The following is a 22,789-nucleotide window of genomic DNA, read 5'->3' as shown; positions in this document are numbered from 1 at the left end:
TGTGGTCAGGGTTCCTTTCTCCCACGTAGCTCGAAGTCGTCGAAGGTGGTCTTGAGCACCGACGTCGCGTCCTTGGACGTGCGCGCGAACAGGCCCACATAGCCGTTGCCGATGCCGTTGGGGTCGTCGACCTGGAGGACTTTCTCGCCGTCCACCCACATGGTCAAACGCACTGAGCTGCCGTCCTGCTCGCAGGAGGCCTCGATCCTGGCCTTCCGGTCCTTCTGCAGCCCGTCCACCTGCACCGGCTGGGCCAGCGTGCCGCCCGAGCCGTCGGAGATGCGCCGGATACGGGCCATGCCGGAGGTGTTCAGGGCGAACTCGTAGTAGGTGCCGTCGGCGCTGTTGTGGCAGAAGACGCCGTACTCGCCGGTGCCCACGGACCGCTTCACCTGGGCCGTCACGCCGACCACCACCGTGTGGGGCAGCATCGGCGTGGGCGTGGCCGACGGGCTGGGCGCCGGGGTGGGCGTGGCGATCAGGAAGGGCGCGGGGGCCTTCACCAGGTGCTCTTCGTCGTCGTCGGCCACGTCGAGCCCGTACACGCCGTCGGTGCGGTAGCCGTAGCTGTACTCGTCGGTCGGATCGTAGGTGCCGTCCCAGCCGCCACCGGTCTGCGTGAAGTCCTCCCGGTACAGGACGGAGAGCTGCGGCGGCCCACTGTCCCGGAGCGTCGCCCAGGCCGTGACACCCCCGGCGACCAGCACCGCCACGGCCGCTGCTATCCCCCCGACCATGACCCGGCTGTTCCAGCGCTTTCTGCCCGGCTGCTCCTGCTCCGCGGTGAACGCCGTGGTCCCGTGCTGCCAGGCCACCTGAGCGGTTTGGGCGGCCAGCTCAGGTCGTACTCCCTGGACGGCCTGCTCAGGATGTCCCGCCTGGACGGCCTGGAGAGTTTGGATGCCTTGCTCCGGGGCGACCGAACGCCCCACGAGATGGTCGAGCAACTGCTGCGCGGTCGGCCGCGCGGCCGGATCCTTTCGCAGCGCCGCCCTGACCAGCTCCCGCAGCCCCGGCTCGACCGCGTCGAGCGCCGGCTCGGTGTTGAGCACCTGGTAGACGGTCGCGGGCAGCGTGTCGCCGCCGAACGCCGCCTTCCCGCTCGCCGCGTACACGATCAGCGAGCCCCACGAGAACACGTCACACGCCGGCGAGACCGGCTCACCACGCAGCACCTCGGGCGCCATGTACCGGGGCGTGCCGATGAGCTCGCCGGTCCCGGTGACCCCGCCCAGCGTGTCGAGGGCCCGCGCGATGCCGAAGTCGATCACCCGCGGCCCGACGGGGGACAGCAGCACGTTCGACGGCTTGAGATCGCGGTGCACGACCCCCGCCCCATGGATCGCGGTGAGCGCGGTGGCCACACTGACCGCCAGCGCGTCGAGGCTGGACCCCTTGAGCGGCCCCGACTGCCGGACGGCCTCCTCCAGATTGGGTCCGGGCACGTACTCGGTGACGACGTAGAGCTGATCACCGTCGAGCGCCGCCTCGAGCACCGCGGCCGTACAGAACCTGCGCACCCGCTGCGCGGCATCGGCCTCCCGGCGGAACCGCATCCGGAACTGCTCGTGCTGGCTGAGCTCCGGGTTGATCACCTTGATGGCGACCCGCTGCCCGGCGGCATCTTCGGCCAGGTGGACAGTACCCATCCCGCCTCGGCCCAGCACGCTCAGCAACCTGTAGCGCCCGATCTGGGGGGATTCACCGCTCACGGCGGGCAAGCTTACCGACTTCTGCCTGATTGGCGGATGACCTCGACTATCAACCAAGCATTGGTGGACGGGTTACGTCCCTTGCGGTTGGGCGCGCAATGATCGGGATCAGCGCGCTGGGCGCGATCACGCGCGACCTCATGGTTCGCGAACGGGAACGCGCGGCCCAGATGTTTGTCATAGTCCCTGATGTGTTTCTGAGCTTCCGCCTGATCGACTCGGGGTCGCAGGCGGCGGCGCACTCCTCGAAGTGATAGAGAACCCACAGCTCGAAGCAGGGGGGAGATCGCCAGGTTGATCCCTGCTTTGCGTGCCGCGATCAGAGCCTGGTCGAGCGTCTTGTGGTCGTCGACGTCCACAACGCACCAGACTTCGTCGTAGGCGATGTTGGCATCCCGCTGGGCGCGGGCTTCCTTCTCCTTCTTGTCGCGTTCGCGGATCGTGTAGTCGACGAGAGAGCCTGGATCGCGACCCAGCCCGATCACCTTGCAGCTGCGGATGTCGACGGGGAGGGAGCGGAAATAGTCGCGGATCCCTTCGAAGTACTCGACCTCGGTGACCTGGCCCTCGCAGACGACGAGCACGCGTTTTTTCGGTGATCGTCGGCCGGTGGGGCGGTCAAGGCGCGGGGGGCTACGCCTGGGACTCATAGCGTCTCGTCTGGTCCCTTCGTGAAGACCTCCCGGATGCTGTCGAAGTTGATGTAGGGCACGGCTCCGTAGCGGCCCTGCAAATAACCCCGCTCGATGTTCTCGTCGCGCCGAGGGTGGAATTCCGCTAGAGAGTAGAGGCTGGTCGCGCCGGATGAGTCCTTCTCGGTGAACCAGACCTCGTCCCTGTCGATGACCTCTTCTTCCAACATTGAGCCGAGGAGCGTGGTGTCATGCGAGGCGAAGACAAGTTGCGCTCCCATCCTGTTGATCACCGGATCTTTAAAGATGCGGATGAGCGTGGAACTCAGTAGCGGGTGGAGGTGAGAGTCGATCTCATCTGCCACCAGCACCCCACCTGACGTGATCGCGGCGAGAGAATGCCCGAGAAGCGACAGCCAGACCCGTGTGCCAGCGCTCTCTTCGCTCAGTTTCAGCACGGCCCCGGATGTCCGGCGGAGTCGGATGCCCGTCTGCGAACCGGGCACCCCCTGCCCGATGCCGGCCGGCCACGGAGGGATCTCTTCTCGCATCGGATCTTCATTGATGATCTCGGCTGTTTCGACTCCGAGGTCCGCGATCCTCACCAGGCGGTTGATGATGAACGCCGCAGATTCATCCCACAGCAGCTCTTCGACCAAAAAGAGCCGTGACGTTTCATCGTGATCGCCGTGCTGCGCGAAAAAGATGCTGCCTCTGATGCGTTTATACAGCGTGGTCAGAAGAGGATGGTTGTTGGCCGCCGCAGCGGAGAGGTAGAGAGAGTTCGGGCGGGTCAGCTTCAGAATCCTCTGGGTCTCACCGATGAGGCTACGGCCGAACGTGACGCTTGTCGGGCCGGTGCGGTCGAACAGCTTCTTCGTTCTCCCCTTGGGAAAGGTGTTCAGCCATTCGCCAAGGATCTGCCTGTCGTCGACCTCGAAGCCGTATGAGTATCGGGTTCCCTCGTGTAGAAAGTCCAGTTCGTAGAAGGAAGGGCTCGACTCCCCGCTGGGGAGCCTGAAGGGATCGCGAGGCACGCCCTTGGACGGGCTCCACAACTGGTGGGAGTCGGAGATGGCGAACTGCATCCACTTCAAGGCGGACAGGACGTTCGATTTCCCTGAGGCGTTCGCCCCATAGATCCCCGCCACCCGGACGGTCGACAACTCCTTCGGCCGCTCACCACGACGCGGCACCGAGACGAGGGACAGCGTCTGCTCGTCACGGATGGACCGATGATTGGCGACCCTGAACCGCAGCAGCATGGCGCCCCCTACCTGAATCTGCTCCAAGCTTACACTTTCAATCCTGGCTGGGAAGGAAACCGCCGTATCACGGCTTGAAATCGCACAGCGAGCGCAGATCTGGAAGGCCACGTCGAGAGTCGACCGTCATGACACGGCACCCGGCGGCTATGGCGGCGGCGATGCCGGGCGGGCTGTCCTCGATCGCGACGCAGCGACGAGGCTCCACGCCGAGCCGCCTGGCCGCCTCCAGGTACGGGTCCGGGTGGGGTTTGCCGCGTGGCGTGTCCTCGAAGGCCATCACCAGGTCGAAGTGGTGGTCGAGACGGGGGAGGACGAGGTCGACGATGCTTCGGGGAGAGGCGCTGACCAGGGCGGTGGGGATGGCCTCCGCGTGGAGTTCGGCGAGCAGGGCCAAGGCGCCGGGGATCACCGTCACGCCGCTGCCGACGCGTGTGGCGAAGGCGTCGGTGAGGCGCTGGGTGATCTTCTCCGTGTCGGGACGCGGGGTGGCGGCGGTGAGCAGATGGGCCGCCACATCCTCGGCGGTGCGGCCCAGAACCTGGGGAATGTCGGCGGGGCCCAGTTCGACGCCCAGGGTCCGGGCCACCGTGGCCGTGGCCTGCCACCAGAGGCCCTCGGTGTCTACTAGCGTGCCGTCCATGTCGAAAAGGACGGCCTGCGGCGCCTCCGACGATGCCACTTCCGACAGTGCTGCTCCCGGTGACGGTGTCCCTAAAGGCGGCGCCTTCGGTGACGGCGGCTCAGACGGCATCGGCCGGTTCCGAGGCGGGGGAGGGGACCGTGACCGTTCTCTCGGCCACCAGTACGGGACGCTCCACCAGGCGGACCGTCACCCGGGTGCCGGGTGCCAGGCTCACCGCCTCGTGACCAGGTACGTCGGCCAGCACCTCACCCCCCGACAGCGCCACCCGGAGCCGGACCGAGGCGCCGCGGAAGGAGGCGGCGAGCACCTCCGCCTTACCCTCCGGATCGGGGGTCACCCGTACGGCCTCGGGGCGGATCAGTACGTCCACCTCCAGGATGCCGGGGGGCTCGCCGTCCACCGGCAGCAGTTGGCCCAGCACCGTCACCTGGTCGCCCGAGACGTGTCCGGCCAGGTGGTTCATGGTGCCGACGAACTCGGCCACGAACGGGGTGGCCGGGCGGTCGTAGACCTCGGCGGGCGGCCCGCACTGTTCCAGGCGGCCGTTGCGCAGGACCGCGACCCGGTCGGCGATCGACAGCGCCTCCTCCTGGTCGTGGGTGACGAAGATGGTGGTGATGCCGAGGTCGAGCTGGAGGCGGCGGATCTCCTCGCGCAGCGAGACCCGTACCTTGGCGTCGAGCGCCGACAGCGGCTCGTCGAGCAGCAGCACCCGCGGCTCCAGCGCCAGCGCGCGGGCCAGGGCGACGCGCTGCTGCTGGCCGCCGGAGAGCTGGTGCGGGAAGCGGTCGGCGTGGGCGGGGAGGCCGACGAGTTCGAGGAGTTCGTCCGCCTTGGCGCGCCTGGTGGCCACGGGCACCTTGCGTACCCGCAGGCCGAAGGCGACGTTGTCGCGGGCGTTGAGGTTGGGGAAGAGGGAGTAGGACTGGAAGACCATGCCCGCGTCGCGCTTGTTGGCGGGCACGTCGGTGATGTCCGAGCCGTCGACGAGCACGGCGCCGGAGTCGGGCCGTTCGAACCCGGCCACGCATCGCAGCGCCGTCGTCTTGCCGCAGCCGGAGGGACCCAGCAGCGCGACGAACTCGCCCGGCGCGATCGTCAGGTCGAGGCCGTCCAGCGCCACCGTCTTGCCGAACACCCGCCGCAGCCCCCGGAACTCCACCTGAGCCGTCATTTCCGCTCCTTTCCCGAGAACGCGGTGGACACCGCGAGCAGCAGCAGCCAGATGAGCAGCAGGCTGAGGATGGACACCGCGACCGACACCTGGCCCTTGGACCCGGAGATCGTCACGATCCACACCGCGAACGGCTGGTAGCCCAGCAGCCTGGCCACGGTGAACTCGCCCAGCACCAGGGCGAGCGTCAGGAACGACGCGCTGGCCAGGGCCGAGCGCAGGTTCGGGATGATCACCCGGAACAGCACGTGCGGCCACGACGCGCCCAGGTTGCGGGCCGCCTCGACGAGCGTGCGCACGTCCATGGTGCGCAGCCCGGCGTCGAGCGAGCGGTAGACGAAGGGCAGCACGAGCACCACGTACGCGAGCACGAGCACGACGGGGAACGCCGGGTTCTGCACCGCGATCAGCGTGGCCCAGAACGGCGTCGGAGCGAGCACGTCCGTGCCGGTACGCAGCGACGTGGTGAGCCCCGCCACGAACGTGATCGGCGGCACCACCAGCGGCAGCGTGCAGAGCACCTCCATCACGGGACGCAGCCGCGGCGCGCTGAGCCGTACGGCCAGCATCGCCGGCAGGGTGAGCAACAGGGCCAGCACGATCGTCGCGATGGCCAGCGACATGGACAGCAGCAGCGACGACCCGAAACCCTCGGCTGTCAGCAGCTCCCCGTAGGCCGCGAAGGACACCCCGGTCGTGGGCGTGTAGATCGTGTACCAGAGCGAGGCCCCGAGCGGAATCAGGAAGTACGCGCCGGCCAGCAGGAACACCGCCCCGCGCCACAACCTGGGCCGGGACGGCGCGCGCGGCGCAGCGGTCACCGGCTCCAGCCCGGTCAGCGCAGCCATCGGGTGCTCCTCTTCTGCAGCGGCAGGTAGATCGCCATGACCAGCCCGGCCACCACGATCATGTCGAGGCTGAGCGCGAGCGCGATGTTCTCGTAGCCGATCAGCACGTCACCCGTGAGCGCGCTGGCGATCTTCAGGGTCACCAGCGGCACCACGGTCCCGACCATGGCGTTGGCCGTCGCGAAGGCCGCGAACGCGCTGCCGAACAGCAGCACCACCCCGCCGAGCATGGCCGGCGTGAGCACCGGCAGCCCGACGAAGCGCCAGAACTGCCAGGCCGTCGCGCCGTTGTTGGCCGCCGCCTCGCGCCACTGCGGCCGCAGCCCGTCCAGCGCGGGCGCCATGACCAGCACCATCAGCGGGATCGCGAAGTACAGGTAGACGATCGCCAGTCCCCAGAAGGTGTACAGCGCGCCGGACGGCAGCCCGAGCAGCCCGCTGATCACGCCGGAGTTGCCGAGCGTGGCGATCCAGAAGAAGGCCAGCGGCACGCCGCCGAAGTTGGCCAGCACGCCGGAGGCCGTCAGCACCGCCTCGCGCAGCAGGACGAACCGGGAGGTCACCACGGCCTGGGCGAGGAACGTGCCGAGCACCGCCCCGGCCAGCGCCACCACGGCCGAGAGCTGGACGCTGCCGGCCATCGCGGTGAGGTAGCCGCCCTGGAGGCTCTGGCCGATGTTGGCCAGGCTCGGCTGGCCGTTCGCGGTGAACGCTCCCGCCACCAGCGCGATGGCGGGGATGCCGAAGACCAGCGCGAAGAAGACCAGCAGGGGCAGCGCGCCGAGCCACCCCTTGGCGCGGGTCATCCCGAGACAGCGGCGTCCCAGCCGCCGGCCAGCTTGGCCTTGGCCGCGTCCACCTGCTCGGGGGTGGGGAACGTGGGCGTGCCCTCGACCTTGGGCAGCGCGTCGGCGGCGGCCTTGTCGACCGAGCCGTCGGTGGTCATGGACGGCAGGAGCACCGGCCTGGCGAAGCCCTTGAGGTAGAGGTTCTGGCCCTCGGCGCTGTAGAGGTATTCCTGCCAGAGGCGGGCGGCGGCCGGGTGGGGCGCGTCCTTGTTGACGGCCTGGGCGTACATCTGGAAGTACTTGCCGTCCGAGGGGACGTTCACCTTCCAGTCGAGGCCCTTGGCGGACATCTCGGGCGCGTAGGCGGCGTTGTTGTAGTCCCAGTCGATACTGATCTGGGTCTCGCCCTTCTCGATCGTCGCCGGGGTGGTCTCGACCGGGTTGTAGTTGCCGGCCGCCTTCAGCTTCTTGAAGAACTCCAGGCCCGGCTGGATGTCGTCGAACGAGCCGCCGTTGGCGATCGACGCGGCGTAGACGCCGGCGAAGGCCGAGCCGGACTTGGTCGGGTTGCCGTTCATCGCGACCTTGCCCTTGTACTCGGGCTTGAGCAGGTCGGCGAAGCTCGTCGGGCAGGCGCTGATCTTCTTGGCGTCGCAGCCGATCGACACGTAGCCGCCGTAGTCGTTGGTCCAGAGCCCGGTCGGCTCCTTCTGCCCCTCGGGGATCTTGTCGAACGCCTGCACCTTGTAGGGCGCGAACAGGCCCTCCTTGGCGCCGCTGATCGCGAACGACTGGCCGAGGTCGAGCACGTCGGGCGCGCGGTCCTGGCCCTTGCGGGTCTTCACCGCGGTGATCTCGTCGGCGCTGGCCGCGTCGGGGTCCTCGCTCTCGATCTTGATCCCGTACTTGGCGGTGAACCCCTTGATGATCTCGCCGTAGTTGGCCCAGTCGGGCGGCAGCGCGATGACGTGGAGGTTGCCCTCCTTCTTCGCCGCCTCGACGAGTTTGTCCAGGCCACCGAAATCTGCGGCGGAGGTGGCGGTCTTCGCGTTCACCCCGCCCTCTGACGCCTTGGTCTCCTGTGTGCCAGGGGCGGCGCCACATGCCGCCGTGGCTACGGTAAGGGCTGCGATGACGCCTGCCGCGCGAGTACGAGGTGTGAACACGTTGGCTCCACTCTCCGGGGGGTGTGGAAAGAAGTTAGAGGAACTTGTACAAACAAGCCAGCACAAGTAAGTCCCATGAAGATTGCTCTTTCATGAATGCGAAAGGTCGCGGATGGTTGCGCGTTATGAACGGATCGCCGGTGAGCTGCGGGACGACATACTCACCGGCGTACATCCGATCGGCTCGCAGCTGCCCACGGAGGCGGAGCTGGCCGCGCGCTACCGCGCCGCCCGCGGCACCGTACGCCAGGCGGTCGCGGTGCTGGTCGCCGAGGGGATCGTCGGCTCCCGGCAGGGGGCCAGACGCATCGTGCTGGGCAAGGTGCGCAGCCAGAGCTTCGCCGAGCTGCACAGCTTCGCGCAGTGGGCGCGCGCCAACGGTTACCGCTACGGCGGCCAGGTGATCGCCCAGAAGCGCCGGGCGGCCGGCCCCGCCGAGGCCGCCAGGCTCGGCACCGAGGAGGTGCTCGACGTGCTCCGGCTGCGCACACTGGAGGGCGAGCCCGTCCTGGTCGAGCGCACGGTGTACGCGGGATGGGTGGCCGCTGCCGTAGAAGGGCTCGCGCCCGGCTGCGAGTCGGTCACCGAGGCGCTGTACGACTCGATCGGGCTGGTCTTCGCCTACGGTGAGCACCTCATCGACGCCGTCTCCGCGGGCGTCCAGGACGCCGCTCTGCTGGGTGTACGGCGCGGCAGCCCGCTGCTTCGCCAGCGCCGCATCACCACCACGCACGAGGGTAGGCCGGTGGAGTGGTCGGACGACCGCTATCGGGCGGGCAGCGTGGTCTTCAGCATCCGCAACTCGATCGACGCCAACCCTCTGGTGCGGCAGGCCGGCGACTTGCGTTTCGGGGCCTAAGAACATATGTTCGAGACATAAGCGCCCGCCTTCCCCCGGGTGGCTCAGCATAGGCACCAGAGCCGCGGGGAGAAGCATCTTGAGCAGACTCTATGGCGATCCGATAGAGGTGTGGACCCGGGACGGGCAGCCGACCCAGTTCGTCTGGCGCGATCGCCTCTATCTCGTCCGCCGGGTCCTCGACCAGTGGGTGGTGGCCCGCGAGTGGTGGAAGATCGACGAGAACGATCCCGGTGAACGGCAGTTCTGGCGGGTGGAGGCCAGCCCGGGGCGCGAGCTCGGATCCTACGAGTTGCGGTTCGACACCGCCAGTGGCGGGTGGCTGCTCCTGCGGGCGTGGGACTGATGGCGCCGCCGTTCCCGCACCTGAACGTGAGCTCCGCCTACTCGATGCGCTACGGCACCGCCTTTCCGCAGGCGCTGGTACGCCGGGCGGCCGAGGACGGGATGGACATCCTCGCGCTGACCGACCGCGACGGTCTCTATGGCGCGATCAAGCACGCTCAGGCGTGCGCGGAGGCCCGGATCGCCTCGGTTTTCGGGGTCAACTTCGCGCTGGCGGGTTCCGCGGCCCGCCCAAGCCCGAGGAGCGGGCCGGGAAGCTGGGAGCGGGCCGGCGCCGGGCCGGGCGGCCGGGGGCGGGTCAGGACCGGGCCGGGGGCTCAGGATCGGGTCACGGTGCTGGCCAGGGCGGGCGGCTGGTCCTCGTTGGTGCGCCTGGTCACGGCCGCCCACTACGCGGGCGAGCGCGGCGCGCCCGAGGTGACGCGCGACCTGATCGCCTCCGTGGCAGGGGGCGGGCTGACGGTGCTGCTCGGGCCGCGTTCCGACGTGGGTCGCGCCGTGGCCGAGCGGCGTGACGAGCACGCCAGGGCGCTGCTCGACCTGTGGCTGGCCACCGTGCCGGGCGTGGTGATCGAGCTGGTCGACCAGTACGGCTTCCGCGACGCCACCACCGCCGTCCGGATGCTCGCCCTGGCCGAGTCCCGGGGCGTGCCGGCCGTGCTCACCAACGCCGTCAGATACCTGGACCCCGCCGACCACCAGGTGGGCGACGTGCTCGACGCGGCGCGGCAGCTCGTACCGCTGCACCCGCGCCACCTGGAGCGCACCACCTCGCACGCCTACCTCAAGGGCACCAAGGAGATGTGGCAGGTGGCGGCCAAGATCTGCGGGGCCGACCCCGACCGGATCGGCCGTCTCCTGCACGCCACCCGCACGCTGGCCGAGGCGTGCGCGATCAACCCGGTCGACCTGCTCGCGCTGAAGCACGACCCGCCGAACCTGCACCTGCCCGAGGTCGGCCGCGATCCGGTGCCGCTGCTGCGGCACCGCGTCGAGGACGGGCTGAGCTCGCGCGGGCTGGATCGCTCCGCCGATGCCAGGGACCGCCTGCGGGCCGAGATGGACATCATCGAGCGGAAACGTCTGTCCGGATATTTCATAGCCGTGGCGGGCATCACTGACATGATCCGTGGCATGGGCATCCGCTGCGCGATCCGCGGCTCGGGAGCGGGCAGCCTGGTCAACTACCTCATCGGCATCGGTGAGGTGAACCCGCTCGAACACGGCCTGCTCATGGAGCGCTTCCTGTCCGACGGCCGCATCGGGCTGCCCGACATCGACGTGGACGTGGAGTCCGCGCGCCGGCTCGACTGCTACAAGGCCATCTTCGACAGGTACGGCGAGTCGCGGGTGGCCTGCGTCTCGATGATGGAGACCTACCGGGCGCGCAGCGCGATCCGGGACGTGGCGGGGGCCATGGGGCTGCCGCCGTACGAGATCGACGCGATCGCCAAGGCGTTCCCGCACATCAGGGCCAAGCAGATCACCGCGTCGCTGAACGACCTACCCGAGCTGCGCGACAGCCGGCTCGGCGAGGCCGGGCTGGAGCGGGTGTTCCGGCTGGCGGAGCGGCTCGACGGGCTGCCCAGGCACATCGCGCTGCACCCGTGCGGGGTGCTCATCGGCAACGCGGAGCTGCGGGACAGGACGCCGGTGGAACGGAGCCTGCTGGAGTTCCCGATGTCGCAGTTCGACAAGGACGACGTGGAGGAGGCCGGGCTGCTCAAGCTCGACGTGCTCGGCGTACGGATGCAGTCGGCGATGGCCTACACGCTGAGCGAGATCCAGCGGGTGGACGACGTCGTGGTCGAGCTCGACACGCAGCACGGCTCGGAGCCCGGTGTCGAGTACGTACCCCACGACGACCAGGCCACCTACGACATGATCTGCGCCAGCCGTACGCTCGGCTGCTTCCAGATCGAGTCGCCCGGCCAGCGCGAGCTGGTCGCCAAGCTGGAGCCGCGCAAGATGCACGACCTGATCGTGGACATCTCGCTGTTCCGGCCGGGACCGGTCAACTCCGACATGGTCACCCCCTACCTGGAGGCCAGACATGGGTGGCGCAAGCCGCACTATCCGCACGAGCGGCTGCGCGGCGCGCTGAAGGAGACGCACGGCGTCGTGGTCTTCCACGAGCAGGTACTCAAGATCATCGAGGTGATGACGGGCCGCGACCTGTCCTTCGCCGAGTCGCTGCGGCGCACGCTGGCCTCGCCGGAGGGGCGCGAGCGGGTGCGCAAGCACTTCGTGCCGCTGGCCAGGTCCAACGGGTTCGGCGACGCGGCCGTGGACAAGGCGTGGAAGGTGCTGGACGCGTTCGGCGCGTTCGGGTTCTGCAAGGCGCACGCGGCGGCGTTCGCGCTGCCCACCTACCAGTCGGCCTGGCTCAAGCGGCACCACGCGGCCGCGTTCTTCGCCGGGGTGCTCACGCATGAGCCCGGCATGTACCCGCAACGCGTGATCATCGACGAGGCGCGGCAGTGCGGGGTCGAGATCCTGCCGCTCGACGTGAACAGGTCCGGCAAGGACTGGCGCGTGGAGCGGCTCGGCCCGCGGGTGCGGCTCAGGATCGAGCCGGGTGACTTCCGGGCCGGGGAGATCGGGAAGGGCTACGCGCTGCGGGTGCCGTTCTCCGCGATCAAGGGGGTGAGCGAGGCGGAGGTGGGACGCATGGTGGCCGGCCAGCCGTACACGTCGATCGCCGACTTCTGGGACCGCGCCCGCCCGTCGCGGCCGGTCATCGAGCGGATCGTCCAGGTGGGCGGCCTCGACGACCTGCACGACCTGCATCCGGGCGGGGCGCGCTGGCGGCCGGGGCGGCTGACCCGCCGCGACCTGATCGCCCAGGTCGGCGTCCTTGAACAGGCCTCCACGTCGGGCGTCAAGTCGTCCGCCACGAAGTCCAAGCGCTACACCCCGCCCGCCGCTCGTCCTGTTCCCAGGCACGAGGAAGCGGCGGTGCAGCTCCCGCTGGGCTTCGCCGAGCACATCGCGCCCGGCGAACTGCCCGAGATGACCGAGACCGAGATGGTGGAGGCCGAGCTGGAGATCCTGGGCATCGACATCAGCCGCCACGTCATCAGCTTCCACGACGAACTGCTCGACGCGATCGGGGTGGTGCGCTCCAAGGACCTGCTGACCCAGCGCAACGGGGCCGAGGTGCTGGTCGCCGGGGTCAAGGTGGCCACCCAGACGCCCGCCGTACGCTCGGGGCAGCGCGTCATCTTCACCACGCTGGACGACTCGACGGGGCCGATCGACCTGACGTTCTTCGAGTCGGTGCAGGGGCGGTGCGCGGCGACGGTGTTCGGGTCGTGGCTGATGGTGGCGCGGGGCGTGGTCCGGCGCACGGGGACGCGGGCGATCTCGATGCGCGCGGTGGACTGCTGGAACCTGGTCGACCTCGACGCCTTGTGGCGATCGAGCGGGATCGAGGCGGTCAGAGCGCTGCTCGACCAGGCTCCCGAGGACGCGGGTGGGGTCGGCGGGCGCCGCATCGAGTACGCCAACGGCTTCCGCCTGTCTCCGTACGCGGACCTGGGGCCGGTGGTCGCGCCGCCCACCCGCCGCCTCTGGCACGCCAGCCAGGGGAGTTCAGGTCCTAGTGCGGCGTGATCCTTGCTAGTGCGACGTGATTTTCCACCATTTCTTTTTTTACGGCACAGCCGCCCCCACCGCCACCCGCCGACCGTGGCCAGGGGCCTCCAGGAAGACGCCCGCTGACCGGCACGTGGCAGGCCGCCGTTACGGCGTCTTCTCAGCCGTCTCCGGGGTCATGGCTGGGCATGAGGCTCCGGCTGTCAACCCGTCTGTTCGAGCGGGGCGGTGGATTCGGGGGGCGGCTGGGGGAGCCGGGTGACCGTGCCCGCGTTGCGGAGGCGGCCCCGGCCCCGGGCGCTGGACATGGAGCACTGGATGCGGGTGATGTCGCGGACCGTGGCCGCGCACAGCAGGGCGGACACCGTCGCGCAGGCCAGCTCCGGAAGGCCGATGCCCGTCAGGTCGCCCGACGAGGAGCCGAGCGGGAGGCGGACGGTCACCAGGGCGAGCATGGCGAGCCAGGTCAGCCACCAGGCGGCCAGCAGAGCGAGCCAGCGGGGCCGCTGGTCCTTGGGCGGGCGGGCGCCGCGCCACACCTGGTCCAGCAGGAGCGGCGGCGCGATCAGGTTGACGCCGGGGATCAGCCAGGCGGCGGCCACCGGACCCGTGGGGGCCGAGCGATCATTGGCCTGCCGGGCCCGGATGAGCCAGGTGACGTAGGCCGCGGCGGCGGCGATCGCCGTGCCCGCGACCAGCATCATCAGCACGGCGAACACCGTCACGGCCCCGACCACCGCCTGGGCGTCGGCGCCGTGCGGACGGCCGCCGAACGCCGCGAGCTGGGTGGCGAGGCGACGGCCACGAGCCTGTTCGAAGATCACGAGAGCGCCCAGGGAGAGGACCTGTGCGGCAAGGGTCACGTAGACGACAGAAGCGGCCCTAGTGGGCGGTGCCTGGGCGTAGCGCACGTTGTTCTCCCCCCGGGCCATGCGCTGAGGTTCTGCTTCACTTCTATCCCGCCAGGCTCCTTGTTAATCAGCTGGACACATTTATCATCCAACGACACCGGATTCCCACGCCCAAGCTGCGATTCCCACCCGATTACGGACACGGAGCTTCCGTTGAATGCTCCCAAGATGGGTCTTAACCGTCGAAAGTGAGACAAACAGCTCGCCGGCCACTTCCTGGTTCGTCCGGCCCCGCGCCACCAGCCGTACGACGTCCAGCTCGCGGTCGGTCAGCGGATCGTTCAGCGGGACGGGGACGCGGACCTTGGGCTGGGCCAGGTGCTGCAGCAGCCGTACCGTCACCGAAGGCGACACCAGCGAGTCACCGCTCGCCGCCGCCTTGACCGCCTCGATCAGCAGGGTGGGCCCGCTGTCCTTGAGCAGGAACCCGAGGGCTCCGGCCCGCAGCGCGCCGTAGACGTACTCGTCCAGGTCGAAGGTGGTGACGATGACGACCCGCATGGGATTCTCGACACCGGGGCCGGCCAGGGCGCGGGTCACCTCGATGCCGTCCAGCTTGGGCATCCGGATGTCGAGCAGGCAGACGTCCGGCCTGAGCCGCCGCGCCTCGGACACCGCCTCCGCGCCGTCGGCGACCGCCGCTACGACCTCCATGTCCGGTTGCGCATCCAAAATCATCTGAAATCCGGTACGTACAAGCTGTTGATCGTCGGCGATGAGCACGCGAATAGTCACGCCCACAACTCTAGGATCAGCCGACGTCGCCAACTCTGGGATCAGCTCACGCTCGGCGACCCTGGGATCAGCTCGCGCTGCCAACCCTGGGATCAGCTCGCGCTGCCAACCCAGGGATCAGCTCGCGCTGCCAACCCAGGGGCCGGCCCGCGTCGGCGACTCCAGGATCAGCCGTTCGGCCGATGGGGAACCGGACGTCCGGCTGATCCGCCGGGCCCCTCCCCGGCGGGAGGCTCGACACCATGAACGACGTGCTTGTTGGACGAGCCCTGGCCAAGCGGTTCGGGCAGACGGTGGCCCTGGGCGGAGTGGACCTCGCGGTCCGCGCCGGGGAGGCCGTGGCGATCATGGGCCCCAGCGGCTCCGGCAAATCAACCCTGCTGCACTGCCTGGCCGGCATCATGAAGCCCGACTCCGGCGAGGTGCACCTGCTCGGCCAGCGCATCGACAACATGCGCGAGCGCGGCCGCAGCGCGCTGCGCCGTACCCGCTTCGGCTTCGTCTTCCAGTTCGGCCAGCTCCTGCCCGAGCTGCCCGCCGAGGAGAACGTGGCCCTGCCGCTGATGCTCGGCGACGTACCGAGGGCGCAGGCCGTACGGCAGGCCCGTGACTGGTTCGGGCCCCTCGGCCTGCACGGCATGGAGACCCGGCGGCCCGGCGAGCTGTCGGGCGGCCAGGCGCAGCGGGTCGCCATCGCCAGGGCGCTGGTCACCAAGCCCGCGGTGGTCTTCGCCGACGAGCCGACCGGCGCGCTCGACCAGACGACCGGCCAGGAGACGATGCGGCTGCTGGTCGAGGCGACCAAGCACAACGGCGCCTGCCTGATCGTGGTGACCCACGACCCCAACGTGGCCGGCTGGTGCGACCGCACGGTCGAGGTCCGCGACGGCCACCTGCTCGCGGGCGGGGTACGCGCGTGAACCTGGACCTGACCTGGCGGCTGCTCAAGGGTGGCGGGCGCAAGGGCCTGCTGGGCACCTGGCTGACCTTGGGAGCCGTCGCCGTCTCCATGGCGCTGCTGCTGTTCGCGGTGGCCGCCAACTACGCCTTCGAGGCCAGGGCCGACCGGAGCGCTTGGCGCAACCCGGTCCAGACCTCGGGAGAGGCCGTGGCGATCGAGGCGTCCCGTCATGACTTCGTCCGCGACAAGGACATCACCGTCGTCGACCTGGCGGCGCTCGGCGGGGAGGCGCCCGCGCTGCCGCCCGGCCTGGCCCGCTTCCCCGCGCCCGGCGAGGTCTGGCTCTCCCCGGCGCTGAAGGATCTGGCCGAGCAGTTGCCCGCCGACCAGCTCGCCGACCGCTTCCCGGGCACCAAAGGCGTACTCGGCGAGGAGGCGCTGCTCTACCCGGGCGAGCTGGTCGCGGTCGTCGGCCACAAGCCGGACGCGCCCGAGCTGACCGCGCAGCGGAGCGATGACTGGATCATCGCCAAACCCCCAGTGAGGGTGGCGAGCCTGGCGGGGGAGCCGACGGAGGACGCCAAGGCTTACCAGGTGCTGGCGCTGATTGCCGGGGTGCTCATGGTCGTGCCGCTGCTGGTGTTCGGGGGCGCGGCGGCCCGGCTCACCGTGGCCAGGAGAGATCAGCGCCTGGCCACGCTCAGGCTGGTCGGCGCCACGCCCGGCCAGGTGGTCGGGATGACCGTGGCCGAGGCGATGATCGTGGCCTTCGCGGGGGCGGTCACGGGCACGCTCGCCTACGCCCTGGCGGCGCCGCTGCTGGCCGGGATCCAGATCGGCGGCGGGCCGTGGTTCGTCTCCGACCTGTGGCCGAGCCCGCTGATCCTGGGCGGGCTGCTGGTCGCGGTCCCTCTGCTGGTGGGGCTCTCGGCCGTGGTGGGGCTGCGGCGGGTCGTGGTCAGCCCGCTCGGGGTGGCCAAGCGGGAGACGCCGCCCGCCATGCGCTTCGTCAGGGTCGTGGTCCTGCTCGTGGTGCTCGCCGCCGTTCCGCTGCTGAGTCGGGGCAACGCCGTGGGCCCCATCGCGGTGGTGATCGGCCTGGCCTTCCTCTGCGTCAACCTGGTCGGCCCGTGGGTGGTCGGGATCATCGGCCGCGTCACGGCCAGCCGGGCGAGCCGGCCCGCCCGGCTGCTGGCGGGCCGGCGGCTGGTGGACGATCCGCGCTCCGCGTGGCGCACGGTGAGCGGGGTGGCCATGACCGGCTTCGTCGCCGGGTTCCTCTGCCTGCTCAGTCCGGGCGCCTTCAACAGCAGCGGGGTTACGGGGCAGCTCCAGATAGCCGTCCCGGCGGATCAGACGGCCGCCGTGGCCGAGCAGGCGCGGACCCGGCTTAAGGAGGCGGGGATCACGGCCACGGTCAAGCCGGTGAAGAAGGTCGTCGTCGTCGCTCTCGGCACCTCGGCCGACGCCGCGGCCATCGACCGGGCCCGTACGGCGCTGGCCGGGCTGGTTCCCGGGCACACGCCCACCACGGACGCCGACGACGGGCACTTCGGCGTCCAGATCCTGGCCGACATCCGCGCGGGCACGGTGGTCGTGCTGTCGGTGTCGTTCCTGGTCGCCATCGCCAGCGCCGGGATCACGGCCGCGTCGTCGATCCTGGACCGCCGCCAGACGTACGGGCTGCTGCGCCTGGCGGGCACGCCGCTGGAGGTGCTCGACAAGGCGCGCAGGGCCGAGACGCTCATCCCGCTCACGGTGATGGGCGGCGGCGCGATCCTGGTCGGCGCGTTCTGCGCGACACCCTTCATGATCGGCGCGGTGAACTCGACCGGGATGATCACGCTGCTGATCTGCGTCGGACTCGGCTTCGCCGGCGTGATCGGAGCAGGGGCCCTGAGCAGACCCCTGCTCAACTCGATCACCACCGACCCAGCTCCCCGCCCCGACTAACGCGACGCTCGCCGCCCTTCCACTCCCCGGAGGGGCCTCCCTCCGCTCCCCCGGAGGGGGTATCCGACCGAGGGTCCTCAGCCACAACGGGCCGTCTTCTTGCGCTCCCCCGGAGGGGGTATCCGACCGAGGGTCCTCAGCCACAACGGACCGTCTTCTTGCGCTCCCCCGGAGGGGGTATCCGACCGAGGGACCTCAGCCACAACGGACCGTCTTCTTGCGCTCCCCCGGAGGGGGTATCCCACCGAGGGACCTCAGCCACAACGGACCGTCACAGGGACTGAGACGGTCAATGGTCGCCAGCCGTCAGTTCAGAACCAGGTCGCGGATGATCGTCAGTGACCGCTCGTCCCGCGGCCCCATCACCAGCAGGCTGGTGACCGGGCTCTGGCGCCAGAGTTCGAGGCGTTCCTTGATCCGCCCCGGCGGCCCGACGAGCGAGATGCCGTCGGCCAGCTCGTCCGGGATCGCCTGGAACGCCTCATCCTTCTTCCCAGCCAGATACAGCGCCTGGATGCGCTCGGCGGCCTCGGCGAACCCCATCCGGCCGATGATGTCGGCGTGGAAGTTGCGGTGCTTGGCACCCATACCGCCGATGTACAGCGTGAGCATCATCTTCACCCCGTCGAGCGCGGCCCGTACGTCGTCGGAGATCACCACCATGACCATGGCCGCGACGTCGAAGCCCGGCGCGGCGCCCGACAGCGCCTCGCCGTACATCTCCTCGATCTTGGACGGGAAGGCGAACAGCGGGAGCCAGCCCTGGCCGAGCTCGGCGGCCAGGGCCACGTTCTTGGGCCCTTCCGCCCCGAGATAGAGGGGGATGTCGGGCCGCAGCGGGTGGGTGATGAGCTTGAGCGGTTTGCCCAGCCCGTCCGCCAGGGGGAGCGGGTAGTGCGGTCCGCCGCTGGTCACCGGCTCCTCGCGGCGCCAGACCTGGCGCATGATGTCGACGTACTCGCGGGTCCTGGTCAGCGGCTTGGCGAACGGCTGGCCGTACCAGCCCTCGACCACCTGCGGCCCCGAGGCGCCGATGCCGAGCAGTAACCGCCCGCCCGTGAGATGGTCGAGTGTCATCGCGGTCATCGCCGTGGTGACGGGTGGCCTGGCCGACATCTGGGCGATCGACGTGCCGAGTTTGATGCGCGAGGTCCGCGCGCCGTACCAGGCCAGCGGCGTGAAGACATCGCTGCCGTACGCCTCGGCGGTCCATATCGAGTCATAGCCGAGCCGCTCGGCCGTCAGGACGGTTTCGGTCGCGTCGTCCGCGTTGCGCTGCCAGTAGCCAAGCTGTAAGCCGAGCTTCATGTGACACCTCCGGAATTTAGTTCTATTACGGCTGCGGCGGAGCCGGGTGTCAATGCATGATCTTCCGGGGAAATCACCCTCGTGGTTAACGTTCTGTGTCGACTCGCTTGCGCGCTGCTGTTTCTTTCGGCAGGCGCGCTGCCCGTGATTCGTCCGGCGGTGGCCTCCGGGGCAAGCCGGCCGAACATCGTCATGGTGATGGCGGACGACCTGGAGTACGGGGCGCTCTCCTACTTTCCCGCGATAGATCAGCAGTTGGTGCAGCAGGGCGCCTCGTTCGAGCGATTCTTCGTGTCCAACTCCTGGTGCTGCCCATCGCGCACGACGATCCTGCGTTCCCAGTACGTCCATAGTCATGGCGTGCTGACCAACACCGCGCCGGAAGGTGGCTTCGACCGCTTCCACACCCTGGGTCTGGAACAGTCCACGATCGGCACCTGGATGCAGCAGGTCGGCTACCGCACGGCGCTGATGGGCAAGTTCCTCAACCACTATCCAGGCGGCACCGCCACGCAGACGTACGTGCCGCCCGGCTGGCACGAGTGGGACGTGCCCGTGCGCAACCTCTATCAGGAGTACGGTTACCGCCTCAACGAGAACGGCAACCTGGTCGACCACGGCTGGGGCGAGCAGGACTACCTGTCCGACGTGCTGGCGGGCAAGGCCAGAGACTTCATCAACGCCGGCTCGGAGCCGTTCTTCCTCTATCTCGCCCCCATCGCGCCGCACAACCCGGCCAATCCGGCCGTCCGCAACATGGACGCGTTCCCCTGGTCGCAGGCGCCGCGCACGCCGTCGTTCAACCAGGCGGACGTGTCGGAGGAGCCGGAGTGGCTGCGATCGAGGCCGCAGCTCTCGCCGGAGGGCATCGACGAGGTCGACGAGCGCTACCGCAGGAGGCTGCGGGCCATGCTCGGTGTCGACGACCTCGTCAACTCGGTGATCACCACCCTGCGCGACTCCGGCAAGCTCGACAACACCTACATCTTCTTCACCTCCGACAACGGCTTCCACCTGGGGACGCATCGCCTCCCTCAGGGCAAGACCACCCCGTTCGAGGAGGCCATTCATGTCCCGCTGGTGGTGCGCGGGCCGGGCATCGAGCCGGGCTCGAAGATCAACGAGATGACGGCGACGGTGGATCTGGCGCCCACGTTCGCCGCGCTCGGCGGGGCGGCGGTGCCGCCGTTCGCCGAAGGACGGTCGCTGGTGCCGCTGTTGGAGGGGAAGCACCCGTCGCCGTGGCGGCGGAACGTGCTGGTCGAGTTCAGCCGACCGGCCAACCGGTCGTCGGCCGCGCAGACGCCGGTGCCCTCCTATGAGGCATTGCGTACGGAGACGCACACCTACGTGAGGTACGTCACCGGCGAGATACAGCTGTACGACCTCACCCGAGATCCCTACGAGTTGCACAACCTCGCCCGGTTCGCGGACCCGGGACTGGTGCTGCAACTCCAGGAACGGCTGTCGAGGATGCACTCCTGCTCGGGCGCCGAATGCCTGGAAGCCGACTCAGCCGGCTGAGCAGGCGGCGGGGACCGGCAGGCGGCCCGCCCGGTAAGCGCTCGGGGGCACGCCCATCACCGCACGGAACTCCGCCGTCATGTGCGACTGGTCGTAGTAGCCCGCGTCGGCGGCCAGTGAGGCGCCCTCTTCGCGACACACCCTGGCCAGCACGCCACGGACCCGGCTGATCCGGGCGAACCGCTTGGGCGGGACACCGACGCCGCCCGTGAACAGGTTGCGCAGGTGCCGCTCACTCACCCCCAGCTCTCTGGCAACCGCGACGACCGGAGGCGCCGCCGCGACACCCACCAGGTCGCCACGATCCAGCGCCGTCACGCCCACCAGGTCGCCACGGTCGAGCGCCGCCCCGGCCGAGAGCAGCGCCGCCGCCGCGCCCACCAGGCCGGCGCGGTCCAGGTCGGCGGGCGATTGCGCGGCCAGCCGATCAAGGAACGCCGCCTCCAGGCGCGCCATCACCCGCTCCGCCCAGTCATTTTCCATCACCATGCCCGTCAGCTCTTCGGCCAGCCGGTCCGCCCGTACCCCCCAAAGGTCCCGGAGCGGGACGACCTGGTCCACGAGCTCGCTCAGCGGCACCCCGAGCAGCGGCCGGGCGGTCCCCGGGCGCAGCCGTACCGTGACGCAGTGCGGCACGTCCTTGGGCGCCAGGTACGACGCCCGCGTACGCGGCCCCAGCACGTACAGGCGCCCGCCCCCGTCCACCGTGCGGAAGGCCACCGTCGGCGTGGTGTCGGGCTTCCGGACGTGAATCCGCTGGGTTCCCAGGAGTGCTCCATCCATAGTGCCGATTCTTCCTATAAGCGACGCCAGGTGCGCTGTCAGCCTGGCTGACATGATTCTGATCACCGGTGCCACGGGCACCATAGGCAGCCAGACCGCCCGCCTGCTCATCGAGCGCGGCGAGGCCGTACGGTCGATGACCCGGGACCTGTCCCGCGCGCCCGGCGGCGAGGCCGTCCAGGCCGACTTCGAAGACCCGCGATCGCTGCGGCGGGCGTTCGAGGGCGTGTCGGCCGCTCTCCTGCTGACCGGATTCGGCGGGCGGCTGAAGGAGCACGACCAGGCCATGATCGGGGCGGCCGTGGCGGCGGGCGTCAAGAAGGTGGTGAAGCTCTCGGCCATCGGCACGGGCGACAGCGACGACCCCGACGATGTCAGGTCGTGGCACGTGCCAGGTGAGGAGGCCATCAAGGCGAGCGGCATGTCGTGGACCATGCTGCGCCCGGCCGGCTTCGCCGCCAACTCACTGGGCTGGGCGGAAGCCGTCAGGTCGGGCGGCCCGATCCCCAACTTCACCGGCGACGGCGTGCAGCCCATCATCGACCCGCGCGACATCGCGGCCGTGGCGGTGGCCGCTCTCACCACGAGCGCGCACGACTCGCGCACCTACGACCTCACGGGACCGGACCTGCTCAGCGTCCCCGCCCAGGTGGCGATCCTGGCCAAGGTGCTCGGCCGCCCGCTGGAGACCGTCGAGATCCCCATCGAGGCGGCCAAGGAGCAGATGCTCGCCTCGGGCGCCGATCCGAGCCTGGTCAAGGTCGCGGCGACGGGCTGGACCATGCTCAAGGAGGTGGGCTGGCCGCATCTCTCGGACGACGTCCAGTCGGTGCTGGGCCGCCCGGCCACCTCCTACGAGTCCTGGGTCCAGGACCACCGAGCCGCGTTCAGCTAGGGGCCTTCAGCTGAAGGCGTGTAAGGAGCGTTCAGCTGAGCGAGGGGTAGGCGTGGGCGAGGTGCTCGGCGACCGCGTTCGCGGCCTCGTCGGGATCGCCCGCCCGTACGGCCGCGAGGATGCGTTCGTGGTCGGCGCGCAGCACGGACGTGTCGCCGAGCCGTGTCACCGCCTCCACCGCGTAGCGTCTCATCGAGTCGCGCAGCGACCGCATGATGGCCGCGATCAGCCGGTTCCCTGACGCGTCGGCCAGCGCGCAGTGGAAGGCGGTGTCGTGCTCGACGAACTCCTCGGCCGAGGTCGCGGCGTCCATGCCCGCCAGGGCCGTGGCGAGGTCGGAGGTGTCGGATCCGGCCGAGGCGGCGCGGGCCGCCGCCCAGCGTTCGATCATCAGCCGGGTGTCGATCACCTCGCGCAGCTCCAGGCTGGCCAGTCCCAGATGCAGCCTGAGCAGATCGGTGAGCGCCGTGTCGGGGCGGGAGGTCAGCACCGCCCCGGCATCGGGCCCCCGCCCCACCTGCGACGACACCACGCCGAGCGTCTCCAGCACGCGCATGGCCTCCCGTACCGACGAGCGGCTGACCCCCAGTTGCTCGGCGAGGCTGCGCTCGGCGGGCAGCCGGTCGCCCGCCTTGAGACCGTCTTCGGCGATGCGCCGTTCGATCTGTGCGATGACGTCCTCGAACGTACGGGTCCGCCGGACGGGCTGCCAGTCGGCCACCATTGTCCCCCTCGTGCGGCTTCGAT

General features: G+C 69.8%; 20 protein-coding genes. 7 read left to right on the top strand and 13 right to left on the bottom strand.

What is annotated here, in order from left to right; translation table 11 throughout:
• Window positions 1-5: 5 nt before the first annotated feature.
• The 8 genes from ACIBO2_RS12160 to ACIBO2_RS12125 form a co-directional block, all read right to left on the bottom strand.
• Window positions 6-1,712, bottom strand: coding sequence for a serine/threonine-protein kinase (locus ACIBO2_RS12160; protein WP_358544769.1), 1,707 nt, complete (start codon window positions 1,710-1,712; stop codon window positions 6-8).
• A gap of 11 nt (window positions 1,713-1,723) precedes the next feature.
• Window positions 1,724-2,296, bottom strand: coding sequence for an RloB family protein (locus tag ACIBO2_RS12155; protein ID WP_397296814.1), 573 nt, complete (start codon window positions 2,294-2,296; stop codon window positions 1,724-1,726).
• A 62-nt stretch (window positions 2,297-2,358) separates the two neighbouring features.
• A complete protein-coding gene (locus ACIBO2_RS12150; RefSeq protein WP_397296811.1) occupies window positions 2,359-3,609 on the bottom strand; it encodes an ATP/GTP-binding protein in 1,251 nt (416 codons plus the stop codon).
• A 67-nt stretch (window positions 3,610-3,676) separates the two neighbouring features.
• Window positions 3,677-4,291, bottom strand: coding sequence for an HAD family phosphatase (locus ACIBO2_RS12145; RefSeq protein ID WP_358544775.1), 615 nt, complete (start codon window positions 4,289-4,291; stop codon window positions 3,677-3,679).
• 61 nt (window positions 4,292-4,352) lie between these two features.
• Window positions 4,353-5,429, bottom strand: a complete 1,077-nt coding sequence (locus ACIBO2_RS12140; RefSeq protein ID WP_358544777.1) for an ABC transporter ATP-binding protein — start codon at window positions 5,427-5,429, stop codon at window positions 4,353-4,355.
• Complete coding sequence (locus ACIBO2_RS12135; RefSeq protein ID WP_358544779.1) at window positions 5,426-6,277, bottom strand: ABC transporter permease subunit; 852 nt, start codon at window positions 6,275-6,277, stop codon at window positions 5,426-5,428. Before ACIBO2_RS12135 ends, ACIBO2_RS12140 begins: the two co-directional genes overlap by 4 nt.
• On the bottom strand, window positions 6,265-7,083 hold the full coding sequence (locus ACIBO2_RS12130; RefSeq protein ID WP_397296806.1) for an ABC transporter permease: 819 nt from the start codon (window positions 7,081-7,083) through the stop codon (window positions 6,265-6,267). The genes ACIBO2_RS12135 and ACIBO2_RS12130 overlap by 13 nt, the downstream gene beginning before the upstream one ends.
• Window positions 7,080-8,120 carry an ABC transporter substrate-binding protein gene (locus ACIBO2_RS12125; protein WP_358449491.1) on the bottom strand — a complete coding sequence of 347 codons (1,041 nt, stop codon included), beginning with the start codon at window positions 8,118-8,120 and terminating at the stop codon, window positions 7,080-7,082. The genes ACIBO2_RS12130 and ACIBO2_RS12125 overlap by 4 nt, the downstream gene beginning before the upstream one ends.
• A 223-nt stretch (window positions 8,121-8,343) precedes the next feature.
• Here ACIBO2_RS12125 and ACIBO2_RS12120 point away from each other — a divergent pair, with 223 nt between their 5' ends.
• From ACIBO2_RS12120 to ACIBO2_RS12110, 3 genes are all read left to right on the top strand, one after another.
• Window positions 8,344-9,090: a GntR family transcriptional regulator gene (locus tag ACIBO2_RS12120; RefSeq protein WP_358544782.1), complete on the top strand. Its 747-nt coding sequence runs from the start codon at window positions 8,344-8,346 to the stop codon at window positions 9,088-9,090.
• Between the two features lie 79 nt (window positions 9,091-9,169).
• A complete protein-coding gene (locus ACIBO2_RS12115) occupies window positions 9,170-9,436 on the top strand; it encodes a DUF6504 family protein (protein ID WP_357953631.1) in 267 nt (88 codons plus the stop codon).
• A complete protein-coding gene (locus tag ACIBO2_RS12110; protein WP_397297646.1) occupies window positions 9,436-13,050 on the top strand; it encodes a DNA polymerase III subunit alpha in 3,615 nt (1,204 codons plus the stop codon). Before ACIBO2_RS12115 ends, ACIBO2_RS12110 begins: the two co-directional genes overlap by 1 nt.
• 185 nt (window positions 13,051-13,235) lie before the next feature.
• Here the strand turns inward: ACIBO2_RS12110 and ACIBO2_RS12105 are convergent, their stop codons facing one another.
• Complete coding sequence (locus ACIBO2_RS12105) at window positions 13,236-13,964, bottom strand: DUF4328 domain-containing protein (protein ID WP_358544784.1); 729 nt, start codon at window positions 13,962-13,964, stop codon at window positions 13,236-13,238.
• Window positions 13,965-14,027: 63 nt separating this feature from the next.
• Window positions 14,028-14,678 (bottom strand): response regulator transcription factor, encoded by a 651-nt coding sequence (locus ACIBO2_RS12100; RefSeq protein ID WP_358183259.1) that lies wholly within the window; start codon window positions 14,676-14,678, stop codon window positions 14,028-14,030.
• A 242-nt stretch (window positions 14,679-14,920) separates the two neighbouring features.
• Here ACIBO2_RS12100 and ACIBO2_RS12095 point away from each other — a divergent pair, with 242 nt between their 5' ends.
• Complete coding sequence (locus ACIBO2_RS12095; protein ID WP_357953625.1) at window positions 14,921-15,598, top strand: ABC transporter ATP-binding protein; 678 nt, start codon at window positions 14,921-14,923, stop codon at window positions 15,596-15,598.
• A complete protein-coding gene (locus ACIBO2_RS12090; protein ID WP_397296800.1) occupies window positions 15,595-17,532 on the top strand; it encodes an FtsX-like permease family protein in 1,938 nt (645 codons plus the stop codon). The genes ACIBO2_RS12095 and ACIBO2_RS12090 overlap by 4 nt, the downstream gene beginning before the upstream one ends.
• Window positions 17,533-17,838: 306 nt before the next feature.
• Here the strand turns inward: ACIBO2_RS12090 and ACIBO2_RS12085 are convergent, their stop codons facing one another.
• Window positions 17,839-18,840 (bottom strand): LLM class F420-dependent oxidoreductase, encoded by a 1,002-nt coding sequence (locus tag ACIBO2_RS12085; protein WP_358544788.1) that lies wholly within the window; start codon window positions 18,838-18,840, stop codon window positions 17,839-17,841.
• A 198-nt stretch (window positions 18,841-19,038) separates the two neighbouring features.
• Between ACIBO2_RS12085 and ACIBO2_RS12080 the strand changes: the two genes are divergently transcribed.
• Window positions 19,039-20,364, top strand: a complete 1,326-nt coding sequence (locus ACIBO2_RS12080; protein WP_358544790.1) for a sulfatase — start codon at window positions 19,039-19,041, stop codon at window positions 20,362-20,364.
• On the opposite strand, the gene ACIBO2_RS12075 is transcribed toward ACIBO2_RS12080, so the two are convergent.
• Complete coding sequence (locus ACIBO2_RS12075) at window positions 20,353-21,147, bottom strand: helix-turn-helix domain-containing protein (RefSeq protein ID WP_358544791.1); 795 nt, start codon at window positions 21,145-21,147, stop codon at window positions 20,353-20,355. The genes ACIBO2_RS12080 and ACIBO2_RS12075 overlap by 12 nt on opposite strands.
• Window positions 21,148-21,199: 52 nt before the next feature.
• Here ACIBO2_RS12075 and ACIBO2_RS12070 point away from each other — a divergent pair, with 52 nt between their 5' ends.
• Window positions 21,200-22,042: an NAD(P)H-binding protein gene (locus ACIBO2_RS12070; protein ID WP_358544793.1), complete on the top strand. Its 843-nt coding sequence runs from the start codon at window positions 21,200-21,202 to the stop codon at window positions 22,040-22,042.
• A 31-nt stretch (window positions 22,043-22,073) separates the two neighbouring features.
• Here ACIBO2_RS12070 and ACIBO2_RS12065 read toward each other — a convergent pair whose 3' ends face one another.
• Entirely contained in the window at window positions 22,074-22,766 is a 693-nt protein-coding gene (locus tag ACIBO2_RS12065; protein ID WP_358544795.1) for a FadR/GntR family transcriptional regulator, read from the bottom strand.
• Window positions 22,767-22,789 lie beyond the last annotated feature (23 nt).

This window comes from Nonomuraea sp. NPDC050022 (assembly GCF_044460705.1).
Classification (GTDB): domain Bacteria; phylum Actinomycetota; class Actinomycetes; order Streptosporangiales; family Streptosporangiaceae; genus Nonomuraea.
This window is presented reverse-complemented; position numbering and strand designations above follow the sequence as displayed.

Coding starts and splice junctions, on each gene's coding strand:
- ACIBO2_RS12085 (WP_358544788.1), bottom strand. CDS start 18,840: ATGAAGCTCGGCTTACAGCTTGGCTACTGGCAGCGCAACGCGGACGAC.
- ACIBO2_RS12095 (WP_357953625.1), top strand. CDS start 14,921: ATGAACGACGTGCTTGTTGGACGAGCCCTGGCCAAGCGGTTCGGGCAG.
- ACIBO2_RS12065 (WP_358544795.1), bottom strand. CDS start 22,766: ATGGTGGCCGACTGGCAGCCCGTCCGGCGGACCCGTACGTTCGAGGAC.
- ACIBO2_RS12070 (WP_358544793.1), top strand. CDS start 21,200: ATGATTCTGATCACCGGTGCCACGGGCACCATAGGCAGCCAGACCGCC.
- ACIBO2_RS12080 (WP_358544790.1), top strand. CDS start 19,039: ATGGCGGACGACCTGGAGTACGGGGCGCTCTCCTACTTTCCCGCGATA.
- ACIBO2_RS12105 (WP_358544784.1), bottom strand. CDS start 13,964: ATGGCCCGGGGGGAGAACAACGTGCGCTACGCCCAGGCACCGCCCACT.
- ACIBO2_RS12150 (WP_397296811.1), bottom strand. CDS start 3,609: ATGCTGCTGCGGTTCAGGGTCGCCAATCATCGGTCCATCCGTGACGAG.
- ACIBO2_RS12110 (WP_397297646.1), top strand. CDS start 9,436: ATGGCGCCGCCGTTCCCGCACCTGAACGTGAGCTCCGCCTACTCGATG.
- ACIBO2_RS12140 (WP_358544777.1), bottom strand. CDS start 5,429: ATGACGGCTCAGGTGGAGTTCCGGGGGCTGCGGCGGGTGTTCGGCAAG.
- ACIBO2_RS12130 (WP_397296806.1), bottom strand. CDS start 7,083: ATGACCCGCGCCAAGGGGTGGCTCGGCGCGCTGCCCCTGCTGGTCTTC.
- ACIBO2_RS12135 (WP_358544779.1), bottom strand. CDS start 6,277: ATGGCTGCGCTGACCGGGCTGGAGCCGGTGACCGCTGCGCCGCGCGCG.
- ACIBO2_RS12075 (WP_358544791.1), bottom strand. CDS start 21,147: ATGGATGGAGCACTCCTGGGAACCCAGCGGATTCACGTCCGGAAGCCC.
- ACIBO2_RS12120 (WP_358544782.1), top strand. CDS start 8,344: ATGGTTGCGCGTTATGAACGGATCGCCGGTGAGCTGCGGGACGACATA.